This is a genomic window from Kitasatospora sp. NPDC051702, assembly GCF_040681575.1.
In the GTDB taxonomy this organism is placed as follows: domain Bacteria; phylum Actinomycetota; class Actinomycetes; order Streptomycetales; family Streptomycetaceae; genus Kitasatospora.
This window is the reverse complement of the sequence record NZ_JBFAZB010000014.1, coordinates 84,877-110,175: the sequence shown is the minus strand read 5'-3', so window position 1 is coordinate 110,175 and position 25,299 is coordinate 84,877. Positions and strand designations below refer to the sequence as shown.

The window sequence follows — 25,299 nt, the reverse complement described above, 5'->3', positions numbered from 1 at the left end:
ATGTGCCGCACGGTCGACCTCCGTCAGGCGGTCCTCGCCCGCAACGACGGCAGCGCACGGGAGCTGCGGGCGGCCCTGGCCGCCCGCGGCACGGTCGCGGTGAACCTGATGTCCAGCCCCGGCAGCGGCAAGACCGCGCTGCTGGAGGCCGAACTGGGCCTGGCCCGGCGGCGCGGGGTGCCGGTGGCCGCGCTCACCGCGGACCTCGCCACCGAGAACGACGCGCTGCGGCTGGCCCGTTCGGGCGCGCTGGTGAAGCAGGTGCTCACCGACGGGCTCTGCCACCTGGAGGCGGAGATGCTCGCCGGGCACCTCGCCGACTGGCTGCCGGACGACACCCGGCTGCTCTTCGTGGAGAACGTCGGCAACCTGGTCTGCCCGGCCTCCTACGACCTCGGGGAATCGCTGCGGGTGGCGCTCGCCTCGGTGACCGAGGGCGAGGACAAGCCGCTCAAGTACCCGACCGCGTTCGGGCTGGCCAACCTGGTGCTGGTGACCAAGGCCGACCTCGCCGCGGCGGCCGAGTTCGACGAGGCGGCGTTCCGGGCGAACGTCGCCCGGGTCAACCCCGGGGTGGAGGTCGTCCTCACCTCGGCCCGGCGCGGCCAGGGCGTCGGTGTGCTGCTGGACCGGGCGCTGGCCGTCCTGGACGGGGCCGCGCCGCACCGGCCGGTGATGGCAGCCGACCACGCCGGATCCGGGCACGGGCACGGGCATGCGCACCCGCACGACCACGGGCATGCGCACGACCACGGGCATCCGCACCAGGACCAGGACGGGGAGCGCCGGGACGCGACCGCCGCGGTGCGGGAGAGCGCGTGACGACCGGTCACCGGGAGCTCGGCCCCGAGCGGCGGCGGGTCGCCGTCCGGGGCCTGGTGCAGGGCGTCGGCTTCCGGCCCTTCGTCTTCACCCTCGCCGGGGAGCTCGGCCTGGCCGGCAGCGTCACCAACACCGGTGAGGGCGTCCTGGCCGAGGTCGAGGGCAGCCCCGCGGCCCTCGACGCCTTCTGCCGGCGGGTGGCCAGCGACGCGCCGCCGCTGGCCCAGGTCGCCTCGGTGGAGTCCGCGCCGCTGGCCCCCACCGGCGCCACCGGCTTCGCCATCGTCCCGTCCCGCACCGACGGCCCCAGCACCACCCTCATCCCGCCCGACGTGGCCGTCTGCGCCGACTGCCTGGCCGAACTCGCCGACCCGGCCGACCGCCGCCACCGGCACCCGTTCATCAGCTGCACCAACTGCGGGCCCCGCCACACCATCGTCACCGGCCTGCCCTACGACCGGGCCGGCACCACCATGGCCGGCTTCCCGATGTGCCCCGACTGCGCCCGGGAGTACACCGACCCCGCCGACCGCCGCTTCCACGCCCAGCCGGTGGCCTGCCACGCCTGCGGCCCCCGGCTCACGCTCACCGTGCCCGGGAGCGACGACCTGACCGGGGAGGAGGCGCTCGGCGGGGCGCGCCGGCTGCTCGGCGCCGGGGCCGTCCTCGCCGTCAAGGGGATCGGCGGCTACCACCTGGCCTGCGACGCGCGCGACGCCGAGGCCGTCGCCCTGCTGCGGCGGCGCAAGCGGCGCGGCGACAAGCCGTTCGCCCTGATGGCCCGCGACCTCGCCACCGTCGAGCGCCTGCTGCCGCTCCACCCGGTCGAACGCGAGCTGCTCACCGGGCCGGTGCGGCCGATCGTGCTGCTGCGCCGCACCGGCACACCGCTGCCCGGCCTCGCGGCGGTCGCCCCGGGCAGCCCGGACCTCGGGGTGATGCTCCCCTACACGCCGCTGCACCACCTGCTGCTCGCCCCGCCCGGACCGGACCTGCTGGTGATGACCAGCGCCAACCTCTCCGGCGAGCCCATCGTCACCGACGACGGACGGGCGCTGACCGACCTCGCCCCGCTCGTCGACGGCTGGCTCACCCACGACCGGCCGATCCACGTCCCCTGCGAGGACTCGGTGGTGCGGGTCGTCGACGGTGAGCTGCTGCCGCTGCGCCGCTCCCGCGGGTACGCGCCGCTGCCGATCCCGCTGCCGGTGCCGGTCCGTCCGGCCCTGGCCGTCGGCGGCGACCTCAAGAACGTCTTCGCCCTCGCCCGCGACGGCTACGCCTGGCTCTCCGGCCACATCGGGGACATGGACGACCTGGCCACCCTGCGCGCCTTCGACCGCGCCGTCGCCCAGCTCGGAACGGTCAGCGGAGTGCGGCCCGAGCTGCTGGTCACCGACCGGCACCCGGGGTACCGCTCGGTGCGGCACGCCGGACGCGTCGCCGCCGGCCGGCCCGTCCGGCGGGTGCAGCACCACCACGCCCACGTCGCCGCGGTGATGGCCGAGCACGGCCTGGACGGCCGGCGCCCCGTCCTCGGCCTGGCCTTCGACGGCACCGGCTACGGCGAGGACGGTGCGGTCTGGGGCGGCGAGGTGCTGTTGGCCGACTACGCCGGCTTCCGACGCCTGGCCCACCTCGCCTACGTGCCGCTGCCCGGCGGTGACGCGGCGGTCGAGCGCCCGTACCGGACGGCGCTCGCGCACCTGTACGCCGCCGGGCTGCCGCGGAGCTCCGGACTGCCGCCGGTGGAGGCCTGCCAGGGCAATGAACTCGCGCTGCTCGAAAAGCAGTTGGAGCGCAACCTGAACTGCGTGCCGACCTCCAGCATGGGCCGCCTGTTCGACGCGGTCTCCTCGCTCGCGGGGATCTGCCACCGGGCCGGGTACGAGGCCCAGGCGGCGATCGAACTGGAGGCGGCGGCCGCGGAGTTCGGCCCGGCACCCGGCTACGCCTTCGGGCTGCGGCCGGAGGCCGGGGGCTGGATCGCCGACCCCGGACCGGTCCTGGCCACGGTGGTGGCGGACGTCCGCGCCGGCGCGCCCGCCGGACTGGTGGCCGCGCGCTTCCACGACGCGGTCGCCCGGTTGGCGCGGACGGTCTGCGCGGCCGTCCGCGACCGGCACGGCACGACCACGGTGGCGCTCAGCGGCGGCGTCTTCGCCAACGCGCTGCTCTCCTCGGCCTGCGCCCGCGGCCTCGGCGAGGACGGCTTCACCGTACTGCGGCACCGCCGGGTGCCGCCCAACGACGGAGGACTGGCGCTCGGCCAGCTGATGGTGGCCGCCCGCGCGGCGGCCGCCCGGGAGGAGTGAGTGCGGATGTGCCTGGCGGTGCCCGGCAGGGTGACGGAGGTCTCGGAACGCGACGGGACCAGGATGGCGGTCATGGACTTCGGCGGGGTCGTCAAGGACGTGTGCCTGGAGTACCTGCCCGACCTCGGGGTCGGCGAGTACGCGATCGTGCACGTCGGCTTCGCGCTGCAGCGCCTGGACGAGGAGTCGGCCCGGCGCACCCTGCAGCTGTTCGAGGAACTCGGGCTGCTGCAGGAGGAGTTCGGAGACCCCTGGGAGGCGGCGGGAGCGGCGGAGGAGGCCGGGCGATGAAGTACCTGGAGGAGTTCCAGAACCCCGAGCTGGCGGCCGGCCTGCTCGCCGACATCCGGGCCACGGTCACCCGGCCGTGGGCCCTGATGGAGGTGTGCGGCGGCCAGACGCACAGCATCATCCGGCACGCCATCGACCAACTCCTGCCGGATGAGGTCGAGTTGATCCACGGCCCGGGCTGCCCGGTGTGCGTCACCCCGCTGGAGGTGATCGACCGGGCGCTGGCCATCGCCGCCCGCCCCGAGGTCGTCTTCTGCTCCTTCGGCGACATGCTGCGGGTGCCCGGCACCGACCGCGACCTCTTCCGGGTGCGCGGCGAGGGCGGCGACGTCCGGGTGGTGTACTCACCGCTCGACGCACTGCGGATCGCCCGGGAGAATCCCGACCGGGAGGTCGTCTTCTTCGGCATCGGCTTCGAGACCACCGCCCCGCCCAACGCCATGGCCGTCCACGTGGCCCGGAAGCAGGGGCTGCGCAACTTCAGCATGCTCGTCTCGCACGTCCGGGTGCCCCCGGCGATCGAGGCGATCATGAACTCGCCCGACTGCCGGGTGCAGGGATTCCTCGCCGCCGGACACGTCTGCAGCGTGATGGGCACCGACGAGTACCCGGCGCTCGCGGAACGCCACCGCGTGCCCATCGTCGTCACCGGCTTCGAACCCCTCGACATCCTGGAGGGCATCCGGCGCACCGTCCGGCAGCTGGAGCGCGGCGAGCACACCGTCGACAACGCCTACCCGCGCGCCGTACGGCCCGAGGGCAACCCGGCGGCCCGGGCCATGCTCGAGGACGTCTTCGAGGTGACCGACCGCGCCTGGCGGGGCATCGGCGTCATCCCGCAGAGCGGCTGGCGGCTCTCCCCCCGCTACCGCGACCACGACGCCGAGCACCGCTTCGACGTCTCCGGGATCACCACCCGCGAACCCGCCCAGTGCCGCAGTGGCGAGGTGCTCCAGGGCCTGCTCAAACCCCACGAGTGCGAGGCCTTCGGCACCACCTGCACCCCGCGCACCCCGCTCGGCGCCACCATGGTCTCCAGCGAGGGCGCCTGCGCCGCGTACTACCTCTACCGGCGCCTGGGCGTGCCGGCCGCACCCCAGGAGGCGAGCCCCGTTGGCTGACACCGAGACCCTCACCGGGGCGGACGCCCGGGCCGCGGCCGCCCCCGACCTCTCCGGCTGGAGCTGCCCGCTGCCGCTGCGCGACCACCCCCGGGTCGTGATGGGACACGGCGGCGGCGGGGCGATGTCCGCCGAACTCGTGGAGAACCTCTTCGCGCCCGCGTTCGGCGGGCCCGCCCTCGCCGGCCTCGGCGACTCCGCCGTCCTGGACCTCGGCGGCGCCCGGCTCGCCTTCTCCACCGACTCCTACGTCGTGCGCCCGCTGTTCTTCCCCGGCGGCAGCATCGGCGACCTCGCCGTCAACGGGACCGTCAACGACCTCGCCATGAGCGGGGCCCGGCCGGCCTACCTGTCCTGCGGGTTCATCCTGGAGGAGGGGGTCGAGATGGCGGTGGTCGACCGGGTCGCCAGGGCGCTCGGCGCCGCCGCCCGCGCCGCCGGGGTCGAGGTGGCCACCGGGGACACCAAGGTGGTCGAGTCCGGGCACGGCGACGGGATCTACCTCAACACCGCCGGCATCGGCCTCGTCCCGGCCGGGGTGGACATCCGGCCGCAACGGGCCGCCCCGGGCGACGTGGTGATCGTCAGCGGTGCGATCGGACTGCACGGGGTGGCCATCATGAGCGTCCGCGAGGGCCTCGAGTTCGGGGTCGAGATCCAGAGCGACTGCGCGCCCCTCGGCGGACTGGTCGAGGCGATGCTGGCCGTCACCCCCGACCTGCACGTCCTGCGCGACCCCACCCGGGGCGGGCTGGCCGCTGCGCTCAACGAGATCGCCGCGGCGGCCGGGGTCGGCGTCGTCATCAGCGAACGGGCCGTCCCCGTGCCGCCCCAGGTCGCCAACGCCTGCGCCGTGCTGGGCCTCGACCCGATGTACGTCGCCAACGAGGGCAAGCTCGTCGCCTTCGTCCCGCGCCGGGAGGCCGACGCCGTCCTCGACGCCATGCGCGCCCACCCGCTCGGCGCCGGCGCCGCCGTGATCGGCGAGTGCGTCACCGAGCACCCGGGCATGGTCGTGGCCCGCACCGGGTTCGGCGGCACCCGCGTGGTCGACCTCCCGATGGGCGAGCAGCTGCCGCGCATCTGCTGACCCGTCGGGGAGGACGTACGGCGGCCGGGCCCGCACCCGGTGAAGGGTGCGGGCCCGGCCGTGGTCGGGCGGTCGGCGGTCGGCGGTGTGACGGTCCGGCGGTTCCGGCGGGTGGGGCCTTCGGGCCGGTGCCCGCGGTCAGCTCAGGTGGCCGACGTGCGCCAGCGCCCGCTTCAGCAGCGCACCCTGCCCGCCGGGCATGTCCTGCAGCACCAGCGGCGAGGACGCCTCCTCCGGGCTGAACCAGACCAGGTCCAGCGCGTCCTGCCGCGGCCGGCAGTCCCCGGACACCGGCACCACGTACGCCAGCGACACCGCGTGCTGCCGCGGGTCGTGGAACTCGGTGACGCCCAGCGTGGGGAAGTACTCGGCGACGGTGAACGGCTGCAGGGACGCCGGGATCCGGGGCAGCGCCACCGGGCCGAGGTCCTTCTCCAGGTGCCGCAGCAGCGCGTCCCGGATCCGCTCGTGGTGCAGCACCCGGCCGGAGACCAGGGTGCGGCTGACCGTCCCGTCCGGGCCGATCCGCAGCAGGAGACCGATCTCGGTGACCTCGCCCGCGTCGTCGACGCGCACCGGCACGGCCTCGACGTACAGGATCGGCATCTTGGCCCGGGTGGTCTCGAGTTCCTCGGGGGCAAGCCAGCCCGGCGTGGTTTCCGTCATGTCAGCCATTCGCCGATCGTACGATCCCCGGCCCCCGGTGCGCCGGGCGCCCCGCCCACCCGACCCGGCGGCGGTTCGGCGGGCACCCGCTGCCAGGATGATCCCCGGCAGCAGGGAAAGGACACGTCATGCTGGGACTGCTCGGCTTCCACGACGAGCTGGAGGGGCGCGCCGGCGCTCCGAACGGGTCGGTGCACGACGCCGTCCGGGCGGCCGGCGAGCCGGACGAAGCGGCACTGGTCGGCTACCTGGACGCCGGCCACCCGCTGATCGACGTGACGGAGGGTCGGTCCGACGTCATCACCGGGGCCGCGCACCGCCACTCCGGCGGATCCTCCTCCCTGCTCACCGACGGCGAGTGGCTCTGGCGGCTGGACCTCGCGCACTACGTCGAGACCCACCACCTGGAGCTGCCCGGGGCCTTCCTGGGGCACGTTCGCGCCCTGGCGCACCGGATGCCCGCCCTGGACTGGGCGGACCTCGCCCCGCGCCTCGACGCCGCCCTGCCGCTGGTCGGCTGGACGTCCGCCGTGCCCTGGCCGCTGACCCGTGGCGTGCGCGAGCCGGAGCCTCCGGAGGTCATGACCAGGGCCGAGTTCGACGCCCGGCAGGCGGCCCGCGACCGGGAGCGACCGGGCCCCGGGTGCGGCCGGGCCCGTAAGCCCCGGTGGGCGTAGGGTCCGGCCGCGCCCGGGAGCCCGTGGTCAGGAGCGCCAGACCGGGTCGGTGGCGATGGCCTTCAGGGCGTCCACGTCGAGCGCCGGATCACCGGGGCGGAAGGTGTAGCCGTTCTCGCCGTTCCACTCCGAGATCCGCACCTGACGGCCGTCCGGGTAGTACACGGTGGCCGTCCAGTGCAGGACCGGGTCCGTCGCGCCCTTGCCGTTGCCGAAGCGGTTGGTGACGACCAGGGTGCCGTCCCGCCGCTTGTCGCGGACCTCCAGCGGTGTGGCCGGGCTGCGCTCCGTGCCCCGGAGGTCGTCCCGGCCGCGCTGGGACGGCGGGTCGACGGCGACCATCAGCATGCTGGTGCGGCCGTCGACGGTCGCGGTCAGGACGCCCCGCCCGGCGTCCCGGCCCGAGACCGCAGCGCCGGACGGCAGCAGCGGGACGAGCCGGCCGAGCAACTCCTCGCCGGACGGGCCCTGCGCCGCGGTGGGCGCCGGGGAGGCGGCGGACGGCGGGCCGCCGGGCGCGGGCGCGAGCGAGGCGAAGACGCGCTCCCAGCCCTCACCGGTGACCAGGGCCGTCAGCTGCTCCGCCGACAGCGGCGGGTTCGGCCGGCTCGCCGCGGCGGGCTGCCCGTTGAACTCGGTGACCTCCACCCGGCGGCCGTCCGGCGCGGCCCAGGTGGCCCGCCACTCGCGCTTGTCCGCCTCCGTGCGGTCCCGCAGCTTGTCGATGGTCAGGACCGAGCCGTCGGGCCGCACCACGCGGTCGCAGGAGTCCTGCGGCACGACGAAGCCGTCCGTGCAGTTCGCGGTCTCCGCGGGCGGGCGGTCCGTCCGCTCCGCCGTGATGGTGAGGATGCTCTCCCCCGCCCCGTCGTCGAACAGGATCGTGGCGCCCGTCCGGTGCTGGCCCGGGTCTCCGGCGCCGCCGGAGGTGATCACCCGCACCCCGCCGTGCGGGAGCATGCCGGTGATCGTGCCGAGCACCTCCTCGGTCGTCATCCTCGGCAGGACCGGCTCCGGCGGACCGGCCGGGCCCGCGGCGAAGGGCCCGTGGCCGACGACGGCGAAGCCGCCGACCCCGGCCAGCACCACGGCTGCCAGCGCGCCGGCGAGGGCGGTGCGCCGGCGGCGGCGCCACCGGCGTCCGCGCTGCTCGGCGAGGGGGGCCAGGGCGGCGTGCCGGACCGGCTCGGGCGCGAGCTCGGCCGCGCCGCGCAGGGCACGGGCGAAGACGTCCGCGAACTCGTCGTCAGTGGGCATGGCGCAGCACCGCTTTCTCGGTGGAGGGGTTCGGTCCGCCCGCACCGGGCGCTCCCTGCGGGTCGATGGGGCGGCGCACCGCCGCCTCGATGTCGTCGCCCAGCACGTCGCGCATCCGGGCCAGCGCCCGCCGGGTGCGCGAGCGGACGACGCTCGACGTCAGGCGCAGGGCGGTCGAGGTCTCCTCCACGCTGCGGTCCTCCCAGAACCTCAGCACCAGCACGGCGCGGTCCTTGGCCGGGAGTTCGGCCAGCGCGCGCAGCAGGGTGAGCCGCAGCGCCGGGTCCGGGTCGTCCACACCGACCTCGGGGAACTCGTCGGTGACCCGCTCGGAGGCGCTGCGCTTGCGGCGGTAGGACAGGAAGGTGTTGACCAGGACGGTCTGCGCGTAGCCGCTGGGGTTCTCCAGCCGGGATATCTTCCGCCACTTCACGAAGATCCGGCCGAGCGCCTCCTGCACGAGGTCCTCGGCGAGGTGGGCGTCACCGCCGGTGAGCAGGAAGGCGGTCCGCAGCAGGTGGCGACCGCGGGAGGCGACGAAGTCCGGGAACTCCGGCCAGTGGTCTCCGGCCGACGCGTCCGGACTCGATGATTGATCCATGTCTTGGTAACGCGGTGGGTGGGTGTTCGTGTGACAACCGCGTTCGGGTTCGTGGCGACCGGTGTGCGAACGGCCCGGTGGCGGCCGGTCCTTCGGGGCGGGGGTGCGCAGGGGGTGACGGGAACCGTGGGAGGCGGCGGTACCGTCTGGCGTGGACGGGCGGGCGGGCGCGACGAGGGGAGACGGCGTGGAGGAGCTGGACGACGGGGATCCGCGGCAGCTGGGCGAGTACCGCCTGCTGCGCCGGCTCGGTGCGGGCGGGATGGGCCAGGTCTACCTGGGCCGGACGGCGGGCGGGCGGACGGTGGCCGTCAAGACGGTGCACGCCCGGTACGCCGCCGACCAGGAGTTCCGGCGGCGGTTCCGCAACGAGGTGGAGGCCGCCCGGCAGGTCGGCGGCCGGTGGACGGCCCCGGTGCTGGACGCGGACACCGAGGGGCCGCAGCCCTGGGTGGCCACCGGGTACGTGGCCGGCCCCTCGCTGGCCGCGGCGGTCCGGGACTTCGGCCCCCTGCCCGGGGCGGCGGTGCGCTCGCTCGGGGTGGGGCTGGCGGAGGCGCTGACGGCCGTGCACGGGCGCGGGCTGGTGCACCGCGACGTCAAGCCGTCGAACGTGCTGCTGGCCCTGGACGGGCCCCGGCTGATCGACTTCGGGATCGCCCGAGCCCTGGACGCGGCGACCGTGCTGACCCAGTCCGGCTTCCTGGTCGGCTCGCCCGGCTACCTCTCCCCCGAGCAGGCCGCCGGGCTGCGGGCCGGGCCCGCCTCGGACGTCTTCTCCCTGGGCGCCGTCCTCGCCTTCGCGGCCACCGGCGCGGCGCCATTCGGCTCGGCGGTCAGCGCGCCGGTGCTGATCTACCGGGTGCTTCACGAGGATCCGGACATCCCGCTGGAGGACGCCGGTTTGCGCGCGATCCTGGCCGACTGCCTCGCCCGGGACCCGGACCGGCGGCCGACCCCGGCGCAGCTGCGCGAACGGCTGACGGCCGGCGACGCGGCCGCGCCGGGGCGCCTGGAGCGGCGGGACTGGCTGCCGCCTGCGGTGGCCGGCTCGCTGGCCGGTCTGGCGGTCGAACTGCTCGACCTGGACGGGGAGTCGGCGGCCCGGCCGGCGGCTCCGACCGGGCGGTTCGGCCCGGCGCAGCCGTGGGAGGGGCCGGGCCCGCGGCCCGCACCGACGTCCACGCCGACGCCCTTCCCGACGTCCACGCCACGCCCCTTCCCGACGTCCGGGCCTCCGGTCCCGTCGCCGTCCGTCCCGCAGCCCCCGTCGGCCGGGATCCCGGCACCGGCGCCGGGCACCGCCGTACCCGGCCCGCCGCCGGGCGCCCACCCGGCGACACCCGCCCTGCCGTACCCGCCGCCCGCCCCGACGCCCTCCCGGCCCACCCGCCGCGGGCCGGGGCGCGGCACGCTCGTGGTCTCGGTGGTGCTGGCGGCCGCGACGGCGGGCACCGCCGTCCTCCTGGTCACCCGCCCGGACCGCACGGCCGGCACCGGACCGGCGCCCACCACCGCGGCCACGCAGCCCTCGACCGCCGCCCCCGCACCCACCACGGCCTCCGACCCGACGTCCGTCGCCACGCCCGCCGGCTCCGTCCCGGAGGGCTTCCTCGGCACCTGGCAGGGACAGCTCGGCAGCCCGGCGGTGGCGCTGAAGCCCGACTTCACGATCACCATCACCCAGGGCCGCCCCGCCGACCCGATCGCCCGGATCCACAACAACACCGGTGCCGGCACCCCCTACTGCGACGCCGTGGCCGACCTGATCTCGGCCACGCCCGAGCGCGTGGTGCTCCGTACGGCCCCGATGAACGCCCTCAGCGGCTGCGCCGCCGACCCGCACGACCAGGTGTACACCCGCAACGCGGACGGCAGCCTGCACCTGATCGTCGGCGGCTTCTCGGGCGAGCTGCTGAAGAAGTGACACCCCCTCGCGGCGGGGCGGCCGGTGCACGGCGCCGCCCCGCCGCGGCGGCCTGCCCGGAAGCTCCCACCAGAGCGCCCGGAACCGTGCTCGACGGGCGCTCGAGGAATCCGGCCCCCACCCCCCGGCGCAACTAAGGTGCGACGCGTCCACCCCACCATCCCGCGCACCCGAACAAGCAGCCGACGGCCGACACCGGGACCGTGCCGGGACGCACCGGGGCCCGCACACCCCAACGCCGCGGCGAACGCCGCCCACCCGAGCAGCCGCCCGCGTACGAGAGGAGAACCGTCATGCACCTCAAGGTCCTCGGCCCCCTCACCGCCGACCTCAACGGCATCTCCGTCGTCCCCACCGCCGCCAAACAACGCCAGATCCTCGCCCTCCTCGCCCTCTACCCGAACCGCATCCTGCCCACCACCACGCTGATCGAGGAGATCTGGGGCGACAACCCGCCCAGACAGGCGCTCACCACCATGCAGACGTACATCCTGCAACTGCGCCGCCGGATCACCCAGGGCCTCGGCGCCACCCCGCACATCACCGCCAAGGACGTCCTCACCACCCGGCACGGCGGCTACCAGCTCACCACCCACCCGGACAACCTGGACGTCCACACCTACAACCTGCTCACCACGCAGGGACAGCACGCCTTCAACAACGGGCACGACCACCAGGCCGCCACGCACTTCCGGCAGGCCCTCGCGCTCTGGCACGGCCCGGCCCTGGTCGACGTGCGGCCCGGACCGATCCTCGCCATCGAGATCATGCGCCTGGAGGAGAGCCGCCTGATCACCCTGGAACGGCGCATCGACACCGACCTGCGGCTCGGCCGGCACAACGAGCTCATCCCCGAACTCACCCACCTCACCCACCAGCACCCGCACCACGAGGGCCTGCACGCCCAGGCCATGGTCGCGCTCTACCGCGCCGGCCGGCAGACCAGCGCCCTCACCACCTACCACCACCTGCGCCACCGCCTCACGACCGAGCTCGGCATCCAGCCCTCCCCGCACCTGCAGCACCTGCAGCACGCGATCCTCACCCTCGACCCCACCCTCAACACGCCGACCACGGCCCACCCGACCACCTACAACCTGTACTCGGCCTGAGCTCCCGTCCCGCCCTCACCCCCAGGACCCGCCATGACCACCGCACCCGAGAAACCCCTCGCCCTGATCACCGGCGGCACCCGCGGAATCGGCCTCGCCATCGCCCGCGAACTCGGCAACCGCGGCCACCGCCTGTTCATCTGCGCCCGCACCGGTCACCACATCACCCAGGCCCTGGCCACCCTGCGCAGCGAGGGCCACCAGGCCGACGGCACCACCTGCGACGTCCGGGACCCGGCCCAGGTCACCGCGCTGATCCAGCACACGGTGGCCGAGCACGGCCCGATCACCGTGCTGGTCAACAACGCCGGACGCACCGGCGGCGGGCCGACCGCCACCACCACGGACGACCTCTGGTACGACGTCATCGACACCAACCTCAACGCCGTCTTCCTGGTCACCCGGGAGACCCTCAGGCACGGCCACCTCACCGGCACCGCACACCCCCGGATCATCAACATCGCGTCCACCGCCGGGAAGCAGGCCGTCACCTTCGGCGCCCCGTACACCGCCAGCAAGCACGCCGTGATCGGCTTCACCCGGGCCCTGGCCAAGGAGCTGGCGCCGACCGGCACCACCGTCAACGCCATCTGCCCCGGCTACGTGCACACCCCGCACACCACGCGGATCCACCACGAGTACGCCACCGCCTACAACACCACGCCCGAGACCATCCACCAGCACTTCCAGACGCACATCCCGCTCGGCCGCTACACCACCCCCGAGGAGGTCGCCTCGCTGGCCGGCTACCTCACCACCCCGACCGCCGCCAGCATCACCGCGCAGGCGCTGAACGTCTGCGGCGGCCTCGCCACCCAGTAGCCCCGGCGCCAACCCCGCCGGCCCACGGGAAGGAACCGGGCTCCGGTGCCCGCTGATCAGCGATGACGAACCGCCACTTCTCCAGCGCGCCCGTCACCCTGCTGGTGGCCGGCGCCGCCTCGCCGGCGCCCTGCCTGCCCGCCGGCCGGCCGCCCGGACGGCTCGACGCGGGGGCCGTGACCGCCGCGCTCGCCCGCACCGCGACCCGCGCGTGGCAGCCGCCCGGGCCGCGCGGGGCAGGCCGACTCCCGGAGTACCTGCTGGTCGAGCTGAACCGGGTCTACGAGGGCGACGCGCTGCGCGCGGCGCTGCGGGCCGTTGCCCCCGAGGCCGGCGAGGACCTGCTCTGGGAACGGACGGTCGACGGTCCGGACGGGCCCGACGGGCTCGACCGGCTGCTCACCGACCTCGGGCACGACCTGGACACCGGGCCGCTGCTGCGCGCCGTCCTGGTCGGGGACCGCCGCGGCGGCCCCCGGCGCCTGTTCCTCGGCATCGCCGCCGGACCGCCCGGCCGCGCCGCCGACCTGCTGGACGAGCTGCGGGAGGCCCTGGCGCACCCGCCGGAGCCCGTGACCGTACCGACCAGCGCGCTGCAGCGGGAGATGCTGCGGCAGGTCGCCGGGCGGTCCGACCACGACGGCCGGCACGTCGAGCAGCTCTCCTGGAACTGGCACGGGCCGCTGGACACCGCGCGCTTCACCGCCGCCTGGCAGTCCGTGTTCGACCACGAGACCGTGCTGCGGGCCGCGTTCGACTGGGACGACCCCGCCGACCCCTGGATGGTGCTGCACGAACGGGCCGTCCCCGACGTCGTCCGGCATCCGCACGACGCGGTCGACTGGGACGACCTGCTCGAAGCGGACCGGCGCCGCGGCTTCGACCTGCGCCGGCCCGCCCTCCTGCGCGCCACGCTGCTCGACGCCGGCCCCGCCGGCGACGACGAGGGGCCCGTCACCCGGGTCCTGCTCACCTACCACCACGCCATGCTGGACGGCTGGAGCGTGCGGCTGCTGCTGCAGTCCTTCTACCGCGCCTACCTCACCGGCGGCGTGCTGCCCGGCGGTGAACGCCGGCCCGACGTCCGCGACCACGCCCGCTGGCTCGGCGCCCAGGGCACCGAGCCGGCCCGGCAGTTCTGGGCCGGCCGGCCCGCCGCCACCGCCGTCCTGCCGCTCGCCCCCGACCCCGACCGGCGCGGCAGCGGACGCGCCCGGCGCCGGCTCACCCCGTACGAGGCGATCCGGCTGCGCGGCTGGGCGGCCACCTGGGGAGCGGGCGAGAGCAGCGCCCTGCAGGCCGCCTGGGCCCTGCTGCTCTACCGGGCCGCGCAGTCCCGCACCCCGCGCCGGCCGGCCCGGGCCGTGCGGGTCGGCTTCGCGGTGACTGTCTCCGGCCGGGGCATCCCGCTGGACGGCGTCGACCGGCTGCCCGGCGCCCTGCGCAACCCGCTGCCCATCTCCGTCCGGGTGCACCCGAGCACCACTGTCCCGCAGCTGCTCGCCGCCCTGCGCGACGGGGTGTTCGACCTCGCCGGCTACGAGTGGGTCTCCCCCGGGCAGGCCCACCACTGGAGCGCCACCCCGCGCGGGCAGCGCCCGCACAGCCTGGTCGTGCTGGAGCACCAGCCGACCGCCCCGCACCACCTGCGGCTGGAGACCGACCTCGCCGCGCACGGCATCCACGTCGAGAGCCCGGTGCCGTCCGGCACCTTCACCTCCTACCCGATCACGCTCGCCGCCCACTACGACCCGGCCGGCGGGCTCGTCCTCACCACCACCCACGACCGCGCCCTGCTCGCCGACCAGGACGCCGCCGAACTCCTCAGTCAGAGCGCCCTGTTGCTGCGCACCTTCCCCGACCTGCCGAGCGGCATCGGCACCACCGAGGTGCTGCGCTCCACGCTCGCCGGGCACCCCACGCCACGCCCGGGCGCGGGGGTGCGGCCCGAGGCGGGCCCGGGGGTGCGGGCGCCCGACGCCGACCCCGGGGAGGACGGCCCCGCCGTCCGGCTGGAGGTGCTGCGCCGGGCCGGGCACCCGGACGCCGGCTGGGTCCTGCTGCTGCCCCCGCCCGACGCCCCGCACACCCGCTACCCCGCCGCCGCGCGCGGCTGGCCCGGCCCGCAGGCCCTCGGTGTGCTCCGCCCGGCCGCCGCGGCGCCGCCGCCGCCACGGGCCTACCGGCCGGTGCTCGCCCCGCTGCTGGAGTCCGCCGCCCCGGTCGCCCTGGTCGCCGCCCCGGGCAGCGGCCTCATCGCCTGCGAACTCGCCCGGCTCGGCCCGCCCGGCTCGGCGCCGCTGGTGGTGCTGCTCCCCGACCCGGCCGGCCCCGCCGACCTGGCGGCGCTGGCGCCACTGCTGGACGGCGGGTTCGCGCGACCGCCCGGCGCTGCACCCTAGGGCCCGTCGGGGCGCGCCCGGCCATGAGGGGCGGATCCGCGGACGGCCGCGGGGCGGACGACACCGCAGCGAGGAGACGGGGGGTCCCCCCGTCCGCAGACCGGGCCGGGTGTTCCGACGCCGCACGCCGCCGCGGGGACGGTCGGACGCGCCGTAGGGTGAGGCATGGCCCATTTCGTGCTGACCCGCCGCTCGCCACTGCCGCCGGACGCCTGCTGGGGGCGCGTCACCGCCTGGCGCGCACACGGCGATCGGGTGCCGTTCACCCGGGTCACCGTCGTCCGCGGCACCGGCCGCCGGCCGGGCGACGTCATCCAGGCCCGGACCAGGATCGCGGGCTTCCTCGTCGACGACCCGATGGAGATCGCCGCCTTCACCGCCCCCGCCCCCGGGCGGAACGGGCTCTGCCGGCTCGAGAAGCTCGGCCGTCCGGTGCGCGGCTGGGCCGAACTGCGCGTCCGGGCCCTGGACGGGCCGGGCGGCGGCTCGGAGGTGGTCTGGGAGGAGGAGATCGAGGTCACGATCCTGCCGAGGTTCCTCGACCCGCTGGTCGCCCTCGGTGGGCGGCTGGTCTTCGGGCGGGTGCTGGGCATGCTGCTCGGGCCGACCTCGCGGCGGGTGTAGGGCCGCTCCTGCGGATCGGACCGCTCCGGGGCGACAGGCCTCAGGCGGGCAGCGCGGGCAGACCGTGCGCGGCGAGGACGGCGTTGGCCAGGTCGGGCCGGTCGACCGGGAGGCTGCGACCGCCGAACAGGGCGAACAGCTCGGCGAGTTCACGGCGCTCGATGCCGCGCGTCCGGTCGTCCTCGGTGAGCGCCAGCACGGCGAGGAGCGGGCCGCGGTGCCGCCCGCCCCGGCCCGCCGGCCGGTCGGCCAGCCGCAGCCGGACCACGGCCCGGTGGGCGCCGGTCTCCGGCTCCTCGCCGACGTCCACGGCCAGCCCCCGGACGTCCTGCCAGGCGTAGCGCCGGGGAACGGCCAGCAGGACCAGGGCGAGGCCCTGTTCGTCCGCGCGGAGCAGCGAGGTCCGTGGCACGCCGACGGCCACGGCCGCCACGATCCCGGCCGCGATCAGCAGGCACGGGCCGGTGCTCACGGCACCGGTGGTGCTGAGGACGATCGCCGTGAGCATCGCCAGCAGGCAGCCGCAGCCGATCACGTCCGCCTGTGGGCGGATACCGCCCAGCCGCACCGTCGTCACCATCGCGCGCCCCCGAAGCTCGTTCGCGAGTCCCCGGAGCGAATCCCCGGAGCTCTTCCCGCCACCGGCTCCGGCGGCGTCCCCCGCGCCACGATCCCGAACGGCCCCGGCGGCGGGCAAGCGCGGGGGCCCGGCTGTGACGGGCCCGTGACGAAGGGGGCACGCCCCCGGGAGCGCGCCCTCGCGTCCGGTGACGCCCCCTCACGCCTCCCCGCCGGCCCTGCTGTTCGCTCGGCCGGTCAGCCGGTGTGCAGGATCCGGAAGCGTTCCGGGGCGGCCGGGTCCCGGTCGACAACCTGCACCGGCGGCCAGGCCCACTGCCAGACGCTGACGCCTGGCTCCCGGGAGAAGCGGATCTTCCCCCGGGTGCCCTCGACCGCGACGTGCGGCCAGGCCTCCGCGACGAGCGCCCGGGCCGTGCCGTGCGAGCGCAGCACTTCGGCCAGCACGGCAATCGTGTCGTACCCCTCGAAGGCGACGAAGGACGGCGCCGCCCCCAGCCGCTCGCGCAGCGCCGCGGCCACGCGGGTGCCAAGCGGGCCGAGCCGCTCCGGCAGGTAGCGCAGGAACGGGACCGCCGCGCCGTCGCCGCCCAGCAGCTCGGCCCAGTCGGTGAACTCCGGCTGCCCGGCCGGGGCGCCGATCACGACCTCGGTGAGCCGCGGGTCGCGGCGCACGGCCTCGACCAGCGGCACCGACGGCTCCGGGTGGCCGGCCAGCAGCAGGAGGGCCGTCACGCGGTGGCGGACCAGTTCGTCGCACACCTCCGCGGGCGTGAGCCCGCTCGGGTCGAGCTCGACGACGGTGCCGCCGCGCGGGGCGAGGTGGTCCCGCAGGATGCGGGCCCCGGACGCCCAGTAGACGGTGGGCTGGGCGGCCAGGGCGATCCGGCGGTGGCCCGCACCCAGCAGGAAGTTCGCGTAGGTCCGCCAGCCGTGGGACTGCGCCGGGCAGAGGCGGGCCACCCCCGGCGTCGGCGTGTCGGTGAGCGCGTCCAGCACCGCCGAGGAGCAGAGGTACGGCAGGCCGAGGGCGTCGGCCCGGGCGGCGACGGCGCGGGCGACGACGCTGTGGTACTCCCCCGCCACGGCGGCCACGCCCAGGCCGGCCAGCTCGTCGACGGCGGCCGCGGCCCGCTCGGGATCGGCCGCGGTGTCCCGGACCAGAAGTTCCAGGGGTCTTCCGGCGATCCCGCCTGCGCCGTTGACCTCCTGGACGGCCAGTTCGATCCCGGCGAGCAGGTGGCGACCCGCCTCGGCCCAGCCGGGCCGGGTCAGCGGGGCGAGCGCGCCGATCCGTACGGACGGCCCGCCGGCCGGCTTGGACACGAGTGGCGCCGGCGGCGCGCTCGGTGACGACGTGTGCGATGACGGCGTCCTCGATGACGGCGTGTTCGATGACGGCGTGCTCGGTGGCGTGGTCATCCGTCGAGTCTCCCAGTGTCGCCCCGGTCGCGGTTCGCCCGGGTCGCGCAGGGCGCTCCGCCGGGGTGCGCGGTCACGGTCGCGGCCGCCCCGGACTCGACGTGCGGCGGACGGCACGCACCGGCGCCGGGCTCGGCCCGCACCGGGACGGGGACGAGCCGACCCCGCCGGGCGGCCCCGCCCCCGCCGTCAGTGGCCGCGCAGCTGGCGGACGAGGGTGCGGGCGGCCCCGGCCCAGTACGGGTGGTCGAAGGCGAAGCCGGCGTCGAGCAGCCGGGTGGGGGTGACGCGGCGGCTCTTGAGCAGCAGTTCGCTCTCGGAGCGGAGGGTGAAGGCCCCCAGTTCGGCCATCCAGCGGGTGGCGGGCAGGGCGACGGGCATGCCCCAGGCGGTGCGCAGGGCGTGCATGAACGCGCGCTGCGGCAGCGGGTCGGGTGAGGCGAGGTTCACCGGGCCGGTGAGGTCCTCGCGGGCGATCAGGAACTCCACGGCGCGGGCGAAGTCATGGGCGTGGATCCAGGACACGTACTGGGTGCCGCCCGCGATCGGGCCGCCGACGCCGAGGCGGGCCAGCCAGGAGAGCGCGTCGAAGGCGCCGCCGCGTTCGGGGCCGAGGACGACCGCGGTGCGCAGCGCGACCTTGCGGGTGTCCGGGGTGTCGGCCCGGGCCTGGGTGTCCTCCCAGGCCCGGGCGAGGTCGACGCTGTACCGCCAGGAGGCCGGGGCGTCGGGCTCCTGGCCGCCGAGCAGGCCGTCCTGTTCGTCGTTGGGGGCGTCGTGGCGGTGGGCGTAGACGGTGGCGGTGCTCATCTGCAGCCAGACGGCGGGCGGGCGCCGGGCGCCGGCGACGGCCGCGCCGAGGATCTGGGTGGAGTCGATGCGGGAATCCCACATGGCCCGCCGGTTCTCCTCGGTGTAGCGGCAGTTGACGCTGCGCCCGGCGAGGTTGACGACGGCGTCGCTGCCGTCCACCTCGGCCGTCCAGCGGCCGAGTGTCCGGCCGTCCCAGCCGACCTCGTTGGCGCGGCGGGGCCGGCGGGTGAGCACGACGACCTGGTGGCCGGCGGCGGTCAGGGTGCGGTCGAGCAGGGTGCCGAGGGCACCGCTCCCGCCGGGTATGACGATCTTCATGAGTTCCCCCTCGTGTCCTCATGTCCGGACTCAAGGGTAGCGCAGGAACTTGAACGCGTTCAAAGTGGTGTGTCGCGGGCCTCTGAGCAGCTGGGACCTACCGCTCGACGGAGAGGATCCGCCGCAGGGCGTCGCGCAGGGCACCGTCGGCGGTGGGCGGATGCGGGCTCCGCCAGGCGATGTGACCGTCCGGACGGACCAGGACGGCGCCGTCGGCGGGGAGGCCCAGGGTTCCGGCGGGGAGGCCGAGGGTTCCGGCGGGCAGCCGGTGGAGCGTGACGGGCAGACCGGCCGCGGCGGCCGTGTCGGCCTGCCGCCGCCAGTCGGGACCGGGCGCGGAGGTGAGCAGGGTGAACCCGGGCCCGACCAGGTCGAGGGTGGAGGCGGCGGCACCGGGCAGCCCGGCGAGGCGTCGGTGCGGCAGTCGGCCGCCGGCGCCGCCCTCCGGGTGCTCTCCGGCCGGGTCGAGCGCCGGCCGGTCGGGGGCGGCGGAGTCGGGCGCGGCGGAGTCGGGCGCGGCGTCGGCGTCCGGGCCGTCGGCGAGCACGGCGGTGGAGCGGTAGTGCGCGGTGAGCAGCAGCTCGTCGTCGATCCGGTAGCTGGTGCGGGCCCGGGAGTTGGCGAGCGAGAGGTCGATGACCTGCCGGGCGACGGGACGGCGTTCGGCCTGGTAGGTGTCGAGCAGCGCGTGGCCGGCGGGCCCGTGGACGACGGCGGCGAGCTTCCAGGCGAGGTTGTCGGCGTCGCCGATGCCGGTGTTCATGCCGTGCCCGCCGGTCGGGGGCGTGACGTGGGCGGCGTCGCCCGCGATCAGCACCCGGGAGCGGCGGTAGGCGTCGGCGAGCCGGGCGTCCAGGCGCCAGGTCTGGGTGTCGCGGACGGCGACGTCGAGGTCCGGCAGCCCGGCGGCCTCCCGGACCAGGGCGGCGAGGCGCGGGTGGTCCGCCCGCAGCTCGGCCACGTCCACGTGCGCGGGGTCGTAGGGGTGCTGGTAGATCCAGTGCCGGTCGTTGTCGACGGCGAGGAAGCCGCCGCGGCCGGGTTCGGTGAGGAAGTACGAGGCGCTGGCCCGGTCGGCGACGACCGCGCCGAGCGGCGCCTCGAAGCGGATGCTGAGGAAGTGTCCGAGGCCGGTCGGCCCCTCCAGGGCGATCCCGGCACCGGCGCGCACGGTGCTCGCCGCGCCGTCGCAGCCGACCAGCCAGTCCGCGCGGACGGTGTGGCGCTCGCCGGTGGTGCGGTCCTCCAGCAGCGCGAGGACGCCCTGGGTGCCCCCGTCGCCCTCGGCGGAGTCGGTCGACGCGGTCGACTCGGTGAAGGAGACCAGTCGCGTGCCGAACCGGATGCCGTCCGGGGCGAGTTCGCGGGCGCGGCGCAGCAGGAGCGCTTCCAGGGCGTCCTGCGGGCAGATCAGGCCCGGCGCGGGGGTGCGTTCCGCGCCGCCGTCGGGTGCGCCGACCAGGCCGGTGCGGACGAAGTCCGGGTCGACGAGGGTGCGGCCGCGGTAGAAGAAGACGTGCGAGGCGGGGAGTCCGGCCTCGCGGACAGCCTGCTCCAGGCCGAGGCGGCGCAGGATCTCCATCGAACGCGCCGACACGCCACGGGCCTTGGGGTGGTGGGAGGTGCCGGGGTGGGCCTCGACGAGCAGGTGCGGCACGCCGTGGCCGGAGAGCAGGAGGGAGAGGGTCAGCCCGACCGGGCCCCCACCGACGACCAGGACGGACGTCTCTGCCGGGAATCGCATACACCACTCCTTCGTAACGCCTACTTATTGATTTCGACGTTACCATGGGCGTGTACGGCAGACGATCGGACCAGAACGGACGGACGATGACCCAGGACCTCGACGACGGCAACCCGCGCGGCCTCCACTTCCTCGCCGACCTCGCCAACGCCGTCCACACCGACCCGGCGCCCGGCGCGGCCGAGCTCCAGGCGCTCCTGGAACACCACGGCGGCCCGCCGTTCCGGCTCACCGAGGCCGACGCCCGCGAGCTGAGCACGGCCGCCGCCCGCCTCGTCCACGTCCTCACCCTCGACGACGTGGACGAGGCGGCCGAGGCCGTCAACGCCCTGCTGGACGCCTACCCGCCCCGGCCCCGGCTCGTCCGCCTCCCCGGCCGCCCCTGGTCGCTGCACACCCAGGCCCCGCCCTCCGCCGGCCTGACCCACTGGCTGCTCTCCACCTGCGCCCTGGCCCTCGGCCTCTGGCTCGGCGACCGCGGCCGCTGCGCCTGGGGCCGCTGCGCGGCACCGGACTGCGAGCGCTTCTTCATCGACACCGGCCGCCGCACGCCGCAGCGGTTCTGCACCCCGCGCTGCGCCACCCGCGTCCGCGTCGCCGCCCACCGGGCACAGCGCACCGCCGACTGACGGGCCGCCCGCCCCCGGACAGCGGCGCCGTCCCGGGGGCCGGGCGGGCGGGTCCTCACATCCGCATCCGGAGCCGGCAGACCACCGCGTCGGTGTGCCGGCGCAGGGCCCGGTCGATGACCGCGCCCCGTCGGTTCTGCAGGGCGCGCTGCCAGGGGCGGACCGGTTCGACCTCGGGGATCAGTACGGTGAGGCGGTCGTAGGCGTGCTCGGCGGCGAGGCCGTTGACGAAGTCGGCGATCGGCCGGCCCAGGCGGCGGTGCTCGTCCGGGATCTCCACCAGCGGGACGCCCGGCTGCCACAGCTCCCAGTCCCGGCGCAGGGTCTCGGTCTCCACCGGATCGTGGACGACGGTGACGGCCATCACCTCGTCGCCCAGGGACAGGGCGGCGGACAGGCCGTCACGGGTGAGCCGGGTGATCGCGGTGACCGGGACGACGACCAGGCTGCGCTGCGGGGTGAGCGGCCCCGGGACGCGGCCGAGTTCCAGACGCGCGCCGATCCGCGCGTAGCTGCGGTGCACCGCCTCGAAGAGCAGGACCAGCAGGGGCAGCGCCAGGCAGATGCCCCAGGCGCCCTCGGTGAACTTCGTCCCGGTGACGACCAGGGTCGCGGTGCCCGTGAGCAGCGCGCCGAAGCCGTTCAGCGCCGCCTTCGCCCGCCAGCGGGCGGGCCGGTGCAGGGCCCAGTGGCGGACCATGCCGACCTGGCAGATCGTGAAGCCGACGAACACCCCGATCGCGAACAGCGGGACGAGGCTGTTGACGTCACCGCCGGAGCCGACCAGCAGGAGGGCGGAGACCGCCGCGAGGAAGAGGACGCCGTGGCGGTGCACCTGACGGTCGGCGCGCAGCGCGAAGACGTGCGGCAGGTGGTTGTCCCGGGCCAGCAGGTGCATCAGGACCGGCAGCCCGCCGAAGGAGGTGTTCGCCGCCAGGCCCAGCAGGACCACCGTCGCGAACTGCACCAGGTAGAAGCCGGCGCCGTGGCCGAGGGAGGCGTCCGCCAGCTGGGCGAGAACGGTGACGCCCTCGACCGGCTGCAGGTGGAAGCGGCCGATCAGGACGGCCAGCCCGATCAGCATCACCCCGAGCAGCGCGCCGAGCGCGACCTCCGTGCGCTGCGCGCGCTTCACGCCCGGCGTGCGAAAGGACGGCACGGCGTTCGCCACCGCCTCCACGCCGGTCAGCGCGGAACAGCCGGCCGCGAAGGCCTTCAGCAGCAACAGCGCACCCACCGCCGTGGCGTTCTCCGTCAGCACCGAGGCGTGCCCGGCCGCCGCGGCCGTGCTCGCCGGCGCGTCCCGGAACAGGCCCACCACGATGATCGTCAGGATCGACAGCACGAACACCGCCGTCGGCGCCATGAACCAGCGGGCCGACTCCGCGATCCCGCGCAGGTTCACCGCCGTCACCAGCGCCAGCACGCCCAGGCACAGCCACACCCGGTCCCCGTACAGCCCCGGCACCGCCGAGGTCAGCGCCGCCACCCCGGCCGTCACCGACACCGCGACGTTCAGCACGTAGTCGATCACCAGCGAGGCCGCGGCGGTCAGCGCCGTCCGGCGCCCCAGGTGCTCCTTGGCCACCGCGTAGGAGCCGCCGCCGTCCGGGAACGCCGCGATCACCTGCCGGTACGACGCCACCAGCACCGCCAGCAGCACCGCGATCGCCACCGTCACCGGCAGCGTGAACCCCAGACCGTAGGCACCCGCCGCGGCCAGCACCAGCACGATCGACTCCGGGCCGTAGGCCACCGAGGCCATCGCGTCCAGCGAGAGCGCCGCCAGGCCGCCGAGCACGCTCAGCCGGTGCCGGTCGTCACCGCCCGGGTCGGCCGCCCCTGCCGCCCCGGCCGCGGCGGTCGTCCCGGCGGCGGCGTCCGGCGGCTGCGCTCCGGCGGCGGGGGCCGGGTTGGTTCTCTGGGACATCCGTCTCTCCATCGGTCGGGGGTCCCATGATCGTGAGGCCGTCCGGAGCCGCGGCGACGGATCACTGCGCTCCCTTGACGGCGACACCTGCGGTTTTGACGACACCTTGACGACACCGGGCGTGCCGCGGCCCGCGGGAGCCGTGCGTCCGCCGCAGTCCGTGGAGAGGTCGGCCGGCCCTCTCAGCGGGCCGGCGGGACGAGGACGGTGCGGTCGAACGGGCCGCCGTGTGCGGCGGCGTACGCGACGGCCTCGTTGACGGCGTCGAGGCGGAACGACCGGACCCGTTCGGGGGCGAGGTCCAGGGCGCCCGAGGCGAGGAGCCGGACGATGCCGACGTTCGCCGTCCGCGGGTACATCCACTGACCGCGCACGGTGATCGAGTTGCGCATGATCCACGGGTAGGGAAGCGCGAGGTCCGCGCCGCCGAGCATGCCGACGCCGCCCATGAGGACGACGCGGCCGTACTCCCGCACCGTCATGGCCGCCGTGCGCGCCACCGAGCTGGGTGCGCCCGGCGGGAGCAGGTCGATCACCATGTCGATCGGGCCGTCGCCCGCCGCGGACATCGCCGCCCGGTCGCCGGCCTCGTCCCCCGTGAGCGGGACCGGGCACACGCGCGGGCCGAACCGGTCGGCGAGGAGGTCGAGCGCGGCCCGGTTGCGGCCCGGGGCGACCACACGGCCCGCCCCCATGGCGAGCGCGAGCGCGACCGCACTGCTGCCGAGGTTGCCGGTGGCCCCGCTCACCAGCAGCGTCTCGCCGGCTGCGAGTCCCCCGGCCAGCAGCCCGCCGTAGGGGATGACGTGCACGCCGAGCGCGGCCCAGCGGGCCGGGTCCTCCCCCGCCGCCGCGGGCAACCGGAACACGTTCTCCGTAGGGACCCGCATGAGCTCGGCGAACGATCCGTCGTGCAGGTACCGGGCCAGCCGCGCGCCGCCCTCGCCGCGGGCGCTCCAGCCCTGGAGCGTGATGTCGGGCGTCAGGGCGTCGTCCCGCGAACGCACCGTGCAGTCGCACCACACCAGATCGCCGGGACGCAGCCGGGTGGCGTCCGGGCCCACGTGGACCACCCTCCCCACGCCGCCGATGCCGGGCACGACGGGAGGCACGAGCGGGTAGTTCCGCTCGCCGCTGAAGACCTCGGCCGCGTACGGGGCCACGCAGGTGGCGAGCACCTCGACGACGGCGTGCGGCTCACCCCCGCGGGTCTGGCCCTGCTGCGCCACGCCCGCACGATCCTGGACTGCCTGACCGCGGCCGAGCACGACCTCAACGGCACTGCCCCGCGGACCGAACTGGTGCGCCTCGGACTGTTCCTGAGCGCGGGCGCGGCCCTCCTGCCTCCCTCGCTCGCCCGCCTCGCGGCGACCGACCCGCAGATCACGGTCACCACGACCGAGGGCACCACGCCCGCCCTGGTCCGGGCCCTGCGTGCGGGTTCGATCGACCTCGCCGTGCTGACGTCCCGACCGCCCCACCGGCCCCCGGACGGCGAGTCGCCGCGCCTGCACGTCGAGACCGTCGCGGACACCGAACTGGTCGTGGCGGCGCCGTCCACCGGAGAGTTCGCCGGCCGCACCGCGGTGCACGTCGACGACCTGGTCGACGCCCCCTGGATCGCCGCCCCGGCGTCGACCTCCGAACCGCTGCTCGGCGTCTGGCCCGGGCTTCCCGGCCGGCCGCACATCGTCCACTCCGCGCGCGACTGGCTGACGAAGCTCCACCTGGTCGCCGGCGGCTTCGGGGTGACGACGGTGCCTTCCCGACTCGCGCCGATGCTGCCGCCCGGGGTGAGCCTGCTGCACGTCGAAGGCGCACCGCCCGAGATCCGCCGGGTCCTCGTGGCCCGTCTCCCCGGCCGCCCGGCCCCGGCGGTCACGGCCGTCACCCGCGCGATCGTCTCGACCGTCTGACACGTGGCGCCCTCGGATCCGGAGGGAGACCTCGGCGAGGAGGCCGGCAGGGCGCCGGCTCCTCGCGTCAGGGTCGCGTCAGAGTGGTGTCAAGGACGCCGGGCGGCCCGCCGAGCGGGCGTCAAGGAGCGGCCTGCGCAGAGAGATCCGGTGCTTCGCTGGACGGCGTTCCCCGTCCCCGTCGACGGCCGCCCCGCTCCCCCGGGAAGCGGCTCCGGAAG

Annotated in this window: 21 protein-coding genes and 1 pseudogene; 13 read left to right on the top strand and 9 right to left on the bottom strand. The window is 76.0% G+C overall.

Annotated elements, in window-relative coordinates; translation table 11 throughout:
• Genes hypB through hypE form a run of 5 tightly spaced genes read left to right on the top strand, consistent with a single transcriptional unit; the run spans position 1 to position 5,639 of the window.
• A complete protein-coding gene (hypB, locus tag AB0N04_RS14965) occupies positions 1-822 on the top strand; it encodes a hydrogenase nickel incorporation protein HypB (protein ID WP_360219971.1) in 822 nt (273 codons plus the stop codon).
• Positions 819-3,137: a carbamoyltransferase HypF gene (hypF, locus tag AB0N04_RS14960; RefSeq protein WP_360219974.1), complete on the top strand. Its 2,319-nt coding sequence runs from the start codon at positions 819-821 to the stop codon at positions 3,135-3,137. Before hypB ends, hypF begins: the two co-directional genes overlap by 4 nt.
• A gap of 6 nt (positions 3,138-3,143) precedes the next feature.
• Entirely contained in the window at positions 3,144-3,428 is a 285-nt protein-coding gene (locus tag AB0N04_RS14955) for a HypC/HybG/HupF family hydrogenase formation chaperone (protein ID WP_360219977.1), read from the top strand.
• Positions 3,425-4,549 (top strand): hydrogenase formation protein HypD, encoded by a 1,125-nt coding sequence (gene hypD / locus AB0N04_RS14950; protein WP_360219979.1) that lies wholly within the window; start codon positions 3,425-3,427, stop codon positions 4,547-4,549. Before AB0N04_RS14955 ends, hypD begins: the two co-directional genes overlap by 4 nt.
• The gene (hypE, locus tag AB0N04_RS14945) at positions 4,542-5,639 is read left to right on the top strand and encodes a hydrogenase expression/formation protein HypE (protein WP_360219982.1); all 1,098 of its coding nucleotides are present in this window, start codon (positions 4,542-4,544) and stop codon (positions 5,637-5,639) included. The genes hypD and hypE overlap by 8 nt, the downstream gene beginning before the upstream one ends.
• 138 nt (positions 5,640-5,777) lie before the next feature.
• Here the strand turns inward: hypE and AB0N04_RS14940 are convergent, their stop codons facing one another.
• Positions 5,778-6,305: an NUDIX hydrolase family protein gene (locus AB0N04_RS14940; protein WP_360219997.1), complete on the bottom strand. Its 528-nt coding sequence runs from the start codon at positions 6,303-6,305 to the stop codon at positions 5,778-5,780.
• 128 nt (positions 6,306-6,433) lie between these two features.
• Here AB0N04_RS14940 and AB0N04_RS14935 point away from each other — a divergent pair, with 128 nt between their 5' ends.
• Positions 6,434-6,982: a hypothetical protein gene (locus tag AB0N04_RS14935; RefSeq protein WP_360219985.1), complete on the top strand. Its 549-nt coding sequence runs from the start codon at positions 6,434-6,436 to the stop codon at positions 6,980-6,982.
• 27 nt (positions 6,983-7,009) lie between these two features.
• On the opposite strand, the gene AB0N04_RS14930 is transcribed toward AB0N04_RS14935, so the two are convergent.
• Entirely contained in the window at positions 7,010-8,239 is a 1,230-nt protein-coding gene (locus AB0N04_RS14930) for a hypothetical protein (RefSeq protein WP_360219988.1), read from the bottom strand.
• Positions 8,229-8,840, bottom strand: coding sequence for a SigE family RNA polymerase sigma factor (locus AB0N04_RS14925; protein WP_360219991.1), 612 nt, complete (start codon positions 8,838-8,840; stop codon positions 8,229-8,231). Before AB0N04_RS14925 ends, AB0N04_RS14930 begins: the two co-directional genes overlap by 11 nt.
• A 187-nt stretch (positions 8,841-9,027) precedes the next feature.
• Here AB0N04_RS14925 and AB0N04_RS14920 point away from each other — a divergent pair, with 187 nt between their 5' ends.
• From AB0N04_RS14920 to AB0N04_RS14900, 5 genes are all read left to right on the top strand, one after another.
• Complete coding sequence (locus tag AB0N04_RS14920) at positions 9,028-10,767, top strand: protein kinase (protein ID WP_360219994.1); 1,740 nt, start codon at positions 9,028-9,030, stop codon at positions 10,765-10,767.
• 293 nt (positions 10,768-11,060) lie between these two features.
• Positions 11,061-11,879 (top strand): AfsR/SARP family transcriptional regulator, encoded by an 819-nt coding sequence (locus AB0N04_RS14915; protein ID WP_360213257.1) that lies wholly within the window; start codon positions 11,061-11,063, stop codon positions 11,877-11,879.
• A gap of 33 nt (positions 11,880-11,912) precedes the next feature.
• The gene (locus AB0N04_RS14910; protein ID WP_360213259.1) at positions 11,913-12,701 is read left to right on the top strand and encodes an SDR family NAD(P)-dependent oxidoreductase; all 789 of its coding nucleotides are present in this window, start codon (positions 11,913-11,915) and stop codon (positions 12,699-12,701) included.
• Positions 12,702-12,763: 62 nt separating this feature from the next.
• Positions 12,764-15,103, top strand: a complete 2,340-nt coding sequence (locus tag AB0N04_RS14905; RefSeq protein WP_360213261.1) for a condensation domain-containing protein — start codon at positions 12,764-12,766, stop codon at positions 15,101-15,103.
• Positions 15,104-15,268: 165 nt separating this feature from the next.
• The gene (locus AB0N04_RS14900) at positions 15,269-15,727 is read left to right on the top strand and encodes an SRPBCC family protein (protein WP_360213263.1); all 459 of its coding nucleotides are present in this window, start codon (positions 15,269-15,271) and stop codon (positions 15,725-15,727) included.
• A gap of 40 nt (positions 15,728-15,767) precedes the next feature.
• Here the strand turns inward: AB0N04_RS14900 and AB0N04_RS14895 are convergent, their stop codons facing one another.
• The 4 genes from AB0N04_RS14895 to AB0N04_RS14880 all read right to left on the bottom strand — a co-directional run bounded on the left by AB0N04_RS14895 (position 15,768) and on the right by AB0N04_RS14880 (position 20,603).
• On the bottom strand, positions 15,768-16,307 hold the full coding sequence (locus tag AB0N04_RS14895) for a hypothetical protein (protein ID WP_360213265.1): 540 nt from the start codon (positions 16,305-16,307) through the stop codon (positions 15,768-15,770).
• Between the two features lie 236 nt (positions 16,308-16,543).
• Positions 16,544-17,632: an ABC transporter substrate-binding protein gene (locus tag AB0N04_RS14890; protein WP_360213267.1), complete on the bottom strand. Its 1,089-nt coding sequence runs from the start codon at positions 17,630-17,632 to the stop codon at positions 16,544-16,546.
• 285 nt (positions 17,633-17,917) lie between these two features.
• Positions 17,918-18,859 (bottom strand): TIGR01777 family oxidoreductase, encoded by a 942-nt coding sequence (locus tag AB0N04_RS14885; protein WP_360213269.1) that lies wholly within the window; start codon positions 18,857-18,859, stop codon positions 17,918-17,920.
• Positions 18,860-18,956: 97 nt separating this feature from the next.
• Complete coding sequence (locus AB0N04_RS14880; RefSeq protein WP_360213271.1) at positions 18,957-20,603, bottom strand: FAD-dependent monooxygenase; 1,647 nt, start codon at positions 20,601-20,603, stop codon at positions 18,957-18,959.
• Positions 20,604-20,689: 86 nt separating this feature from the next.
• On the opposite strand from AB0N04_RS14880, the gene AB0N04_RS14875 reads away from it, so the two are divergent.
• Positions 20,690-21,232, top strand: coding sequence for a CGNR zinc finger domain-containing protein (locus AB0N04_RS14875; RefSeq protein ID WP_360213273.1), 543 nt, complete (start codon positions 20,690-20,692; stop codon positions 21,230-21,232).
• A gap of 55 nt (positions 21,233-21,287) precedes the next feature.
• On the opposite strand, the gene AB0N04_RS14870 is transcribed toward AB0N04_RS14875, so the two are convergent.
• Complete coding sequence (locus AB0N04_RS14870) at positions 21,288-23,162, bottom strand: APC family permease (protein WP_360213275.1); 1,875 nt, start codon at positions 23,160-23,162, stop codon at positions 21,288-21,290.
• A gap of 182 nt (positions 23,163-23,344) precedes the next feature.
• Positions 23,345-24,391: a zinc-binding dehydrogenase gene (locus AB0N04_RS14865; protein WP_360213277.1), complete on the bottom strand. Its 1,047-nt coding sequence runs from the start codon at positions 24,389-24,391 to the stop codon at positions 23,345-23,347.
• Here AB0N04_RS14865 and AB0N04_RS14860 point away from each other — a divergent pair.
• Positions 24,347-25,078 (top strand): annotated as a pseudogene (locus AB0N04_RS14860) (LysR substrate-binding domain-containing protein); the annotation flags it as partial. The gene AB0N04_RS14865 and the pseudogene AB0N04_RS14860 overlap by 45 nt on opposite strands.
• Between the last annotated feature and the right edge of the window lie 221 nt (positions 25,079-25,299).

What these genes read in the sequence shown, in the direction of transcription:
- AB0N04_RS14925 (WP_360219991.1), bottom strand. Translation starts at nt 8,840, where the DNA reads ATGGATCAATCATCGAGTCCGGACGCGTCGGCCGGAGACCACTGGCCG.
- AB0N04_RS14870 (WP_360213275.1), bottom strand. Translation starts at nt 23,162, where the DNA reads ATGTCCCAGAGAACCAACCCGGCCCCCGCCGCCGGAGCGCAGCCGCCG.
- AB0N04_RS14885 (WP_360213269.1), bottom strand. Translation starts at nt 18,859, where the DNA reads ATGAAGATCGTCATACCCGGCGGGAGCGGTGCCCTCGGCACCCTGCTC.
- AB0N04_RS14955 (WP_360219977.1), top strand. Translation starts at nt 3,144, where the DNA reads ATGTGCCTGGCGGTGCCCGGCAGGGTGACGGAGGTCTCGGAACGCGAC.
- AB0N04_RS14875 (WP_360213273.1), top strand. Translation starts at nt 20,690, where the DNA reads ATGACCCAGGACCTCGACGACGGCAACCCGCGCGGCCTCCACTTCCTC.
- AB0N04_RS14900 (WP_360213263.1), top strand. Translation starts at nt 15,269, where the DNA reads ATGGCCCATTTCGTGCTGACCCGCCGCTCGCCACTGCCGCCGGACGCC.
- AB0N04_RS14935 (WP_360219985.1), top strand. Translation starts at nt 6,434, where the DNA reads ATGCTGGGACTGCTCGGCTTCCACGACGAGCTGGAGGGGCGCGCCGGC.
- AB0N04_RS14930 (WP_360219988.1), bottom strand. Translation starts at nt 8,239, where the DNA reads ATGCCCACTGACGACGAGTTCGCGGACGTCTTCGCCCGTGCCCTGCGC.
- AB0N04_RS14940 (WP_360219997.1), bottom strand. Translation starts at nt 6,305, where the DNA reads ATGACGGAAACCACGCCGGGCTGGCTTGCCCCCGAGGAACTCGAGACC.
- AB0N04_RS14915 (WP_360213257.1), top strand. Translation starts at nt 11,061, where the DNA reads ATGCACCTCAAGGTCCTCGGCCCCCTCACCGCCGACCTCAACGGCATC.
- AB0N04_RS14905 (WP_360213261.1), top strand. Translation starts at nt 12,764, where the DNA reads ATGACGAACCGCCACTTCTCCAGCGCGCCCGTCACCCTGCTGGTGGCC.
- AB0N04_RS14880 (WP_360213271.1), bottom strand. Translation starts at nt 20,603, where the DNA reads ATGCGATTCCCGGCAGAGACGTCCGTCCTGGTCGTCGGTGGGGGCCCG.
- hypD (WP_360219979.1), top strand. Translation starts at nt 3,425, where the DNA reads ATGAAGTACCTGGAGGAGTTCCAGAACCCCGAGCTGGCGGCCGGCCTG.
- AB0N04_RS14895 (WP_360213265.1), bottom strand. Translation starts at nt 16,307, where the DNA reads ATGGTGACGACGGTGCGGCTGGGCGGTATCCGCCCACAGGCGGACGTG.
- hypB (WP_360219971.1), top strand. Translation starts at nt 1, where the DNA reads ATGTGCCGCACGGTCGACCTCCGTCAGGCGGTCCTCGCCCGCAACGAC.
- AB0N04_RS14910 (WP_360213259.1), top strand. Translation starts at nt 11,913, where the DNA reads ATGACCACCGCACCCGAGAAACCCCTCGCCCTGATCACCGGCGGCACC.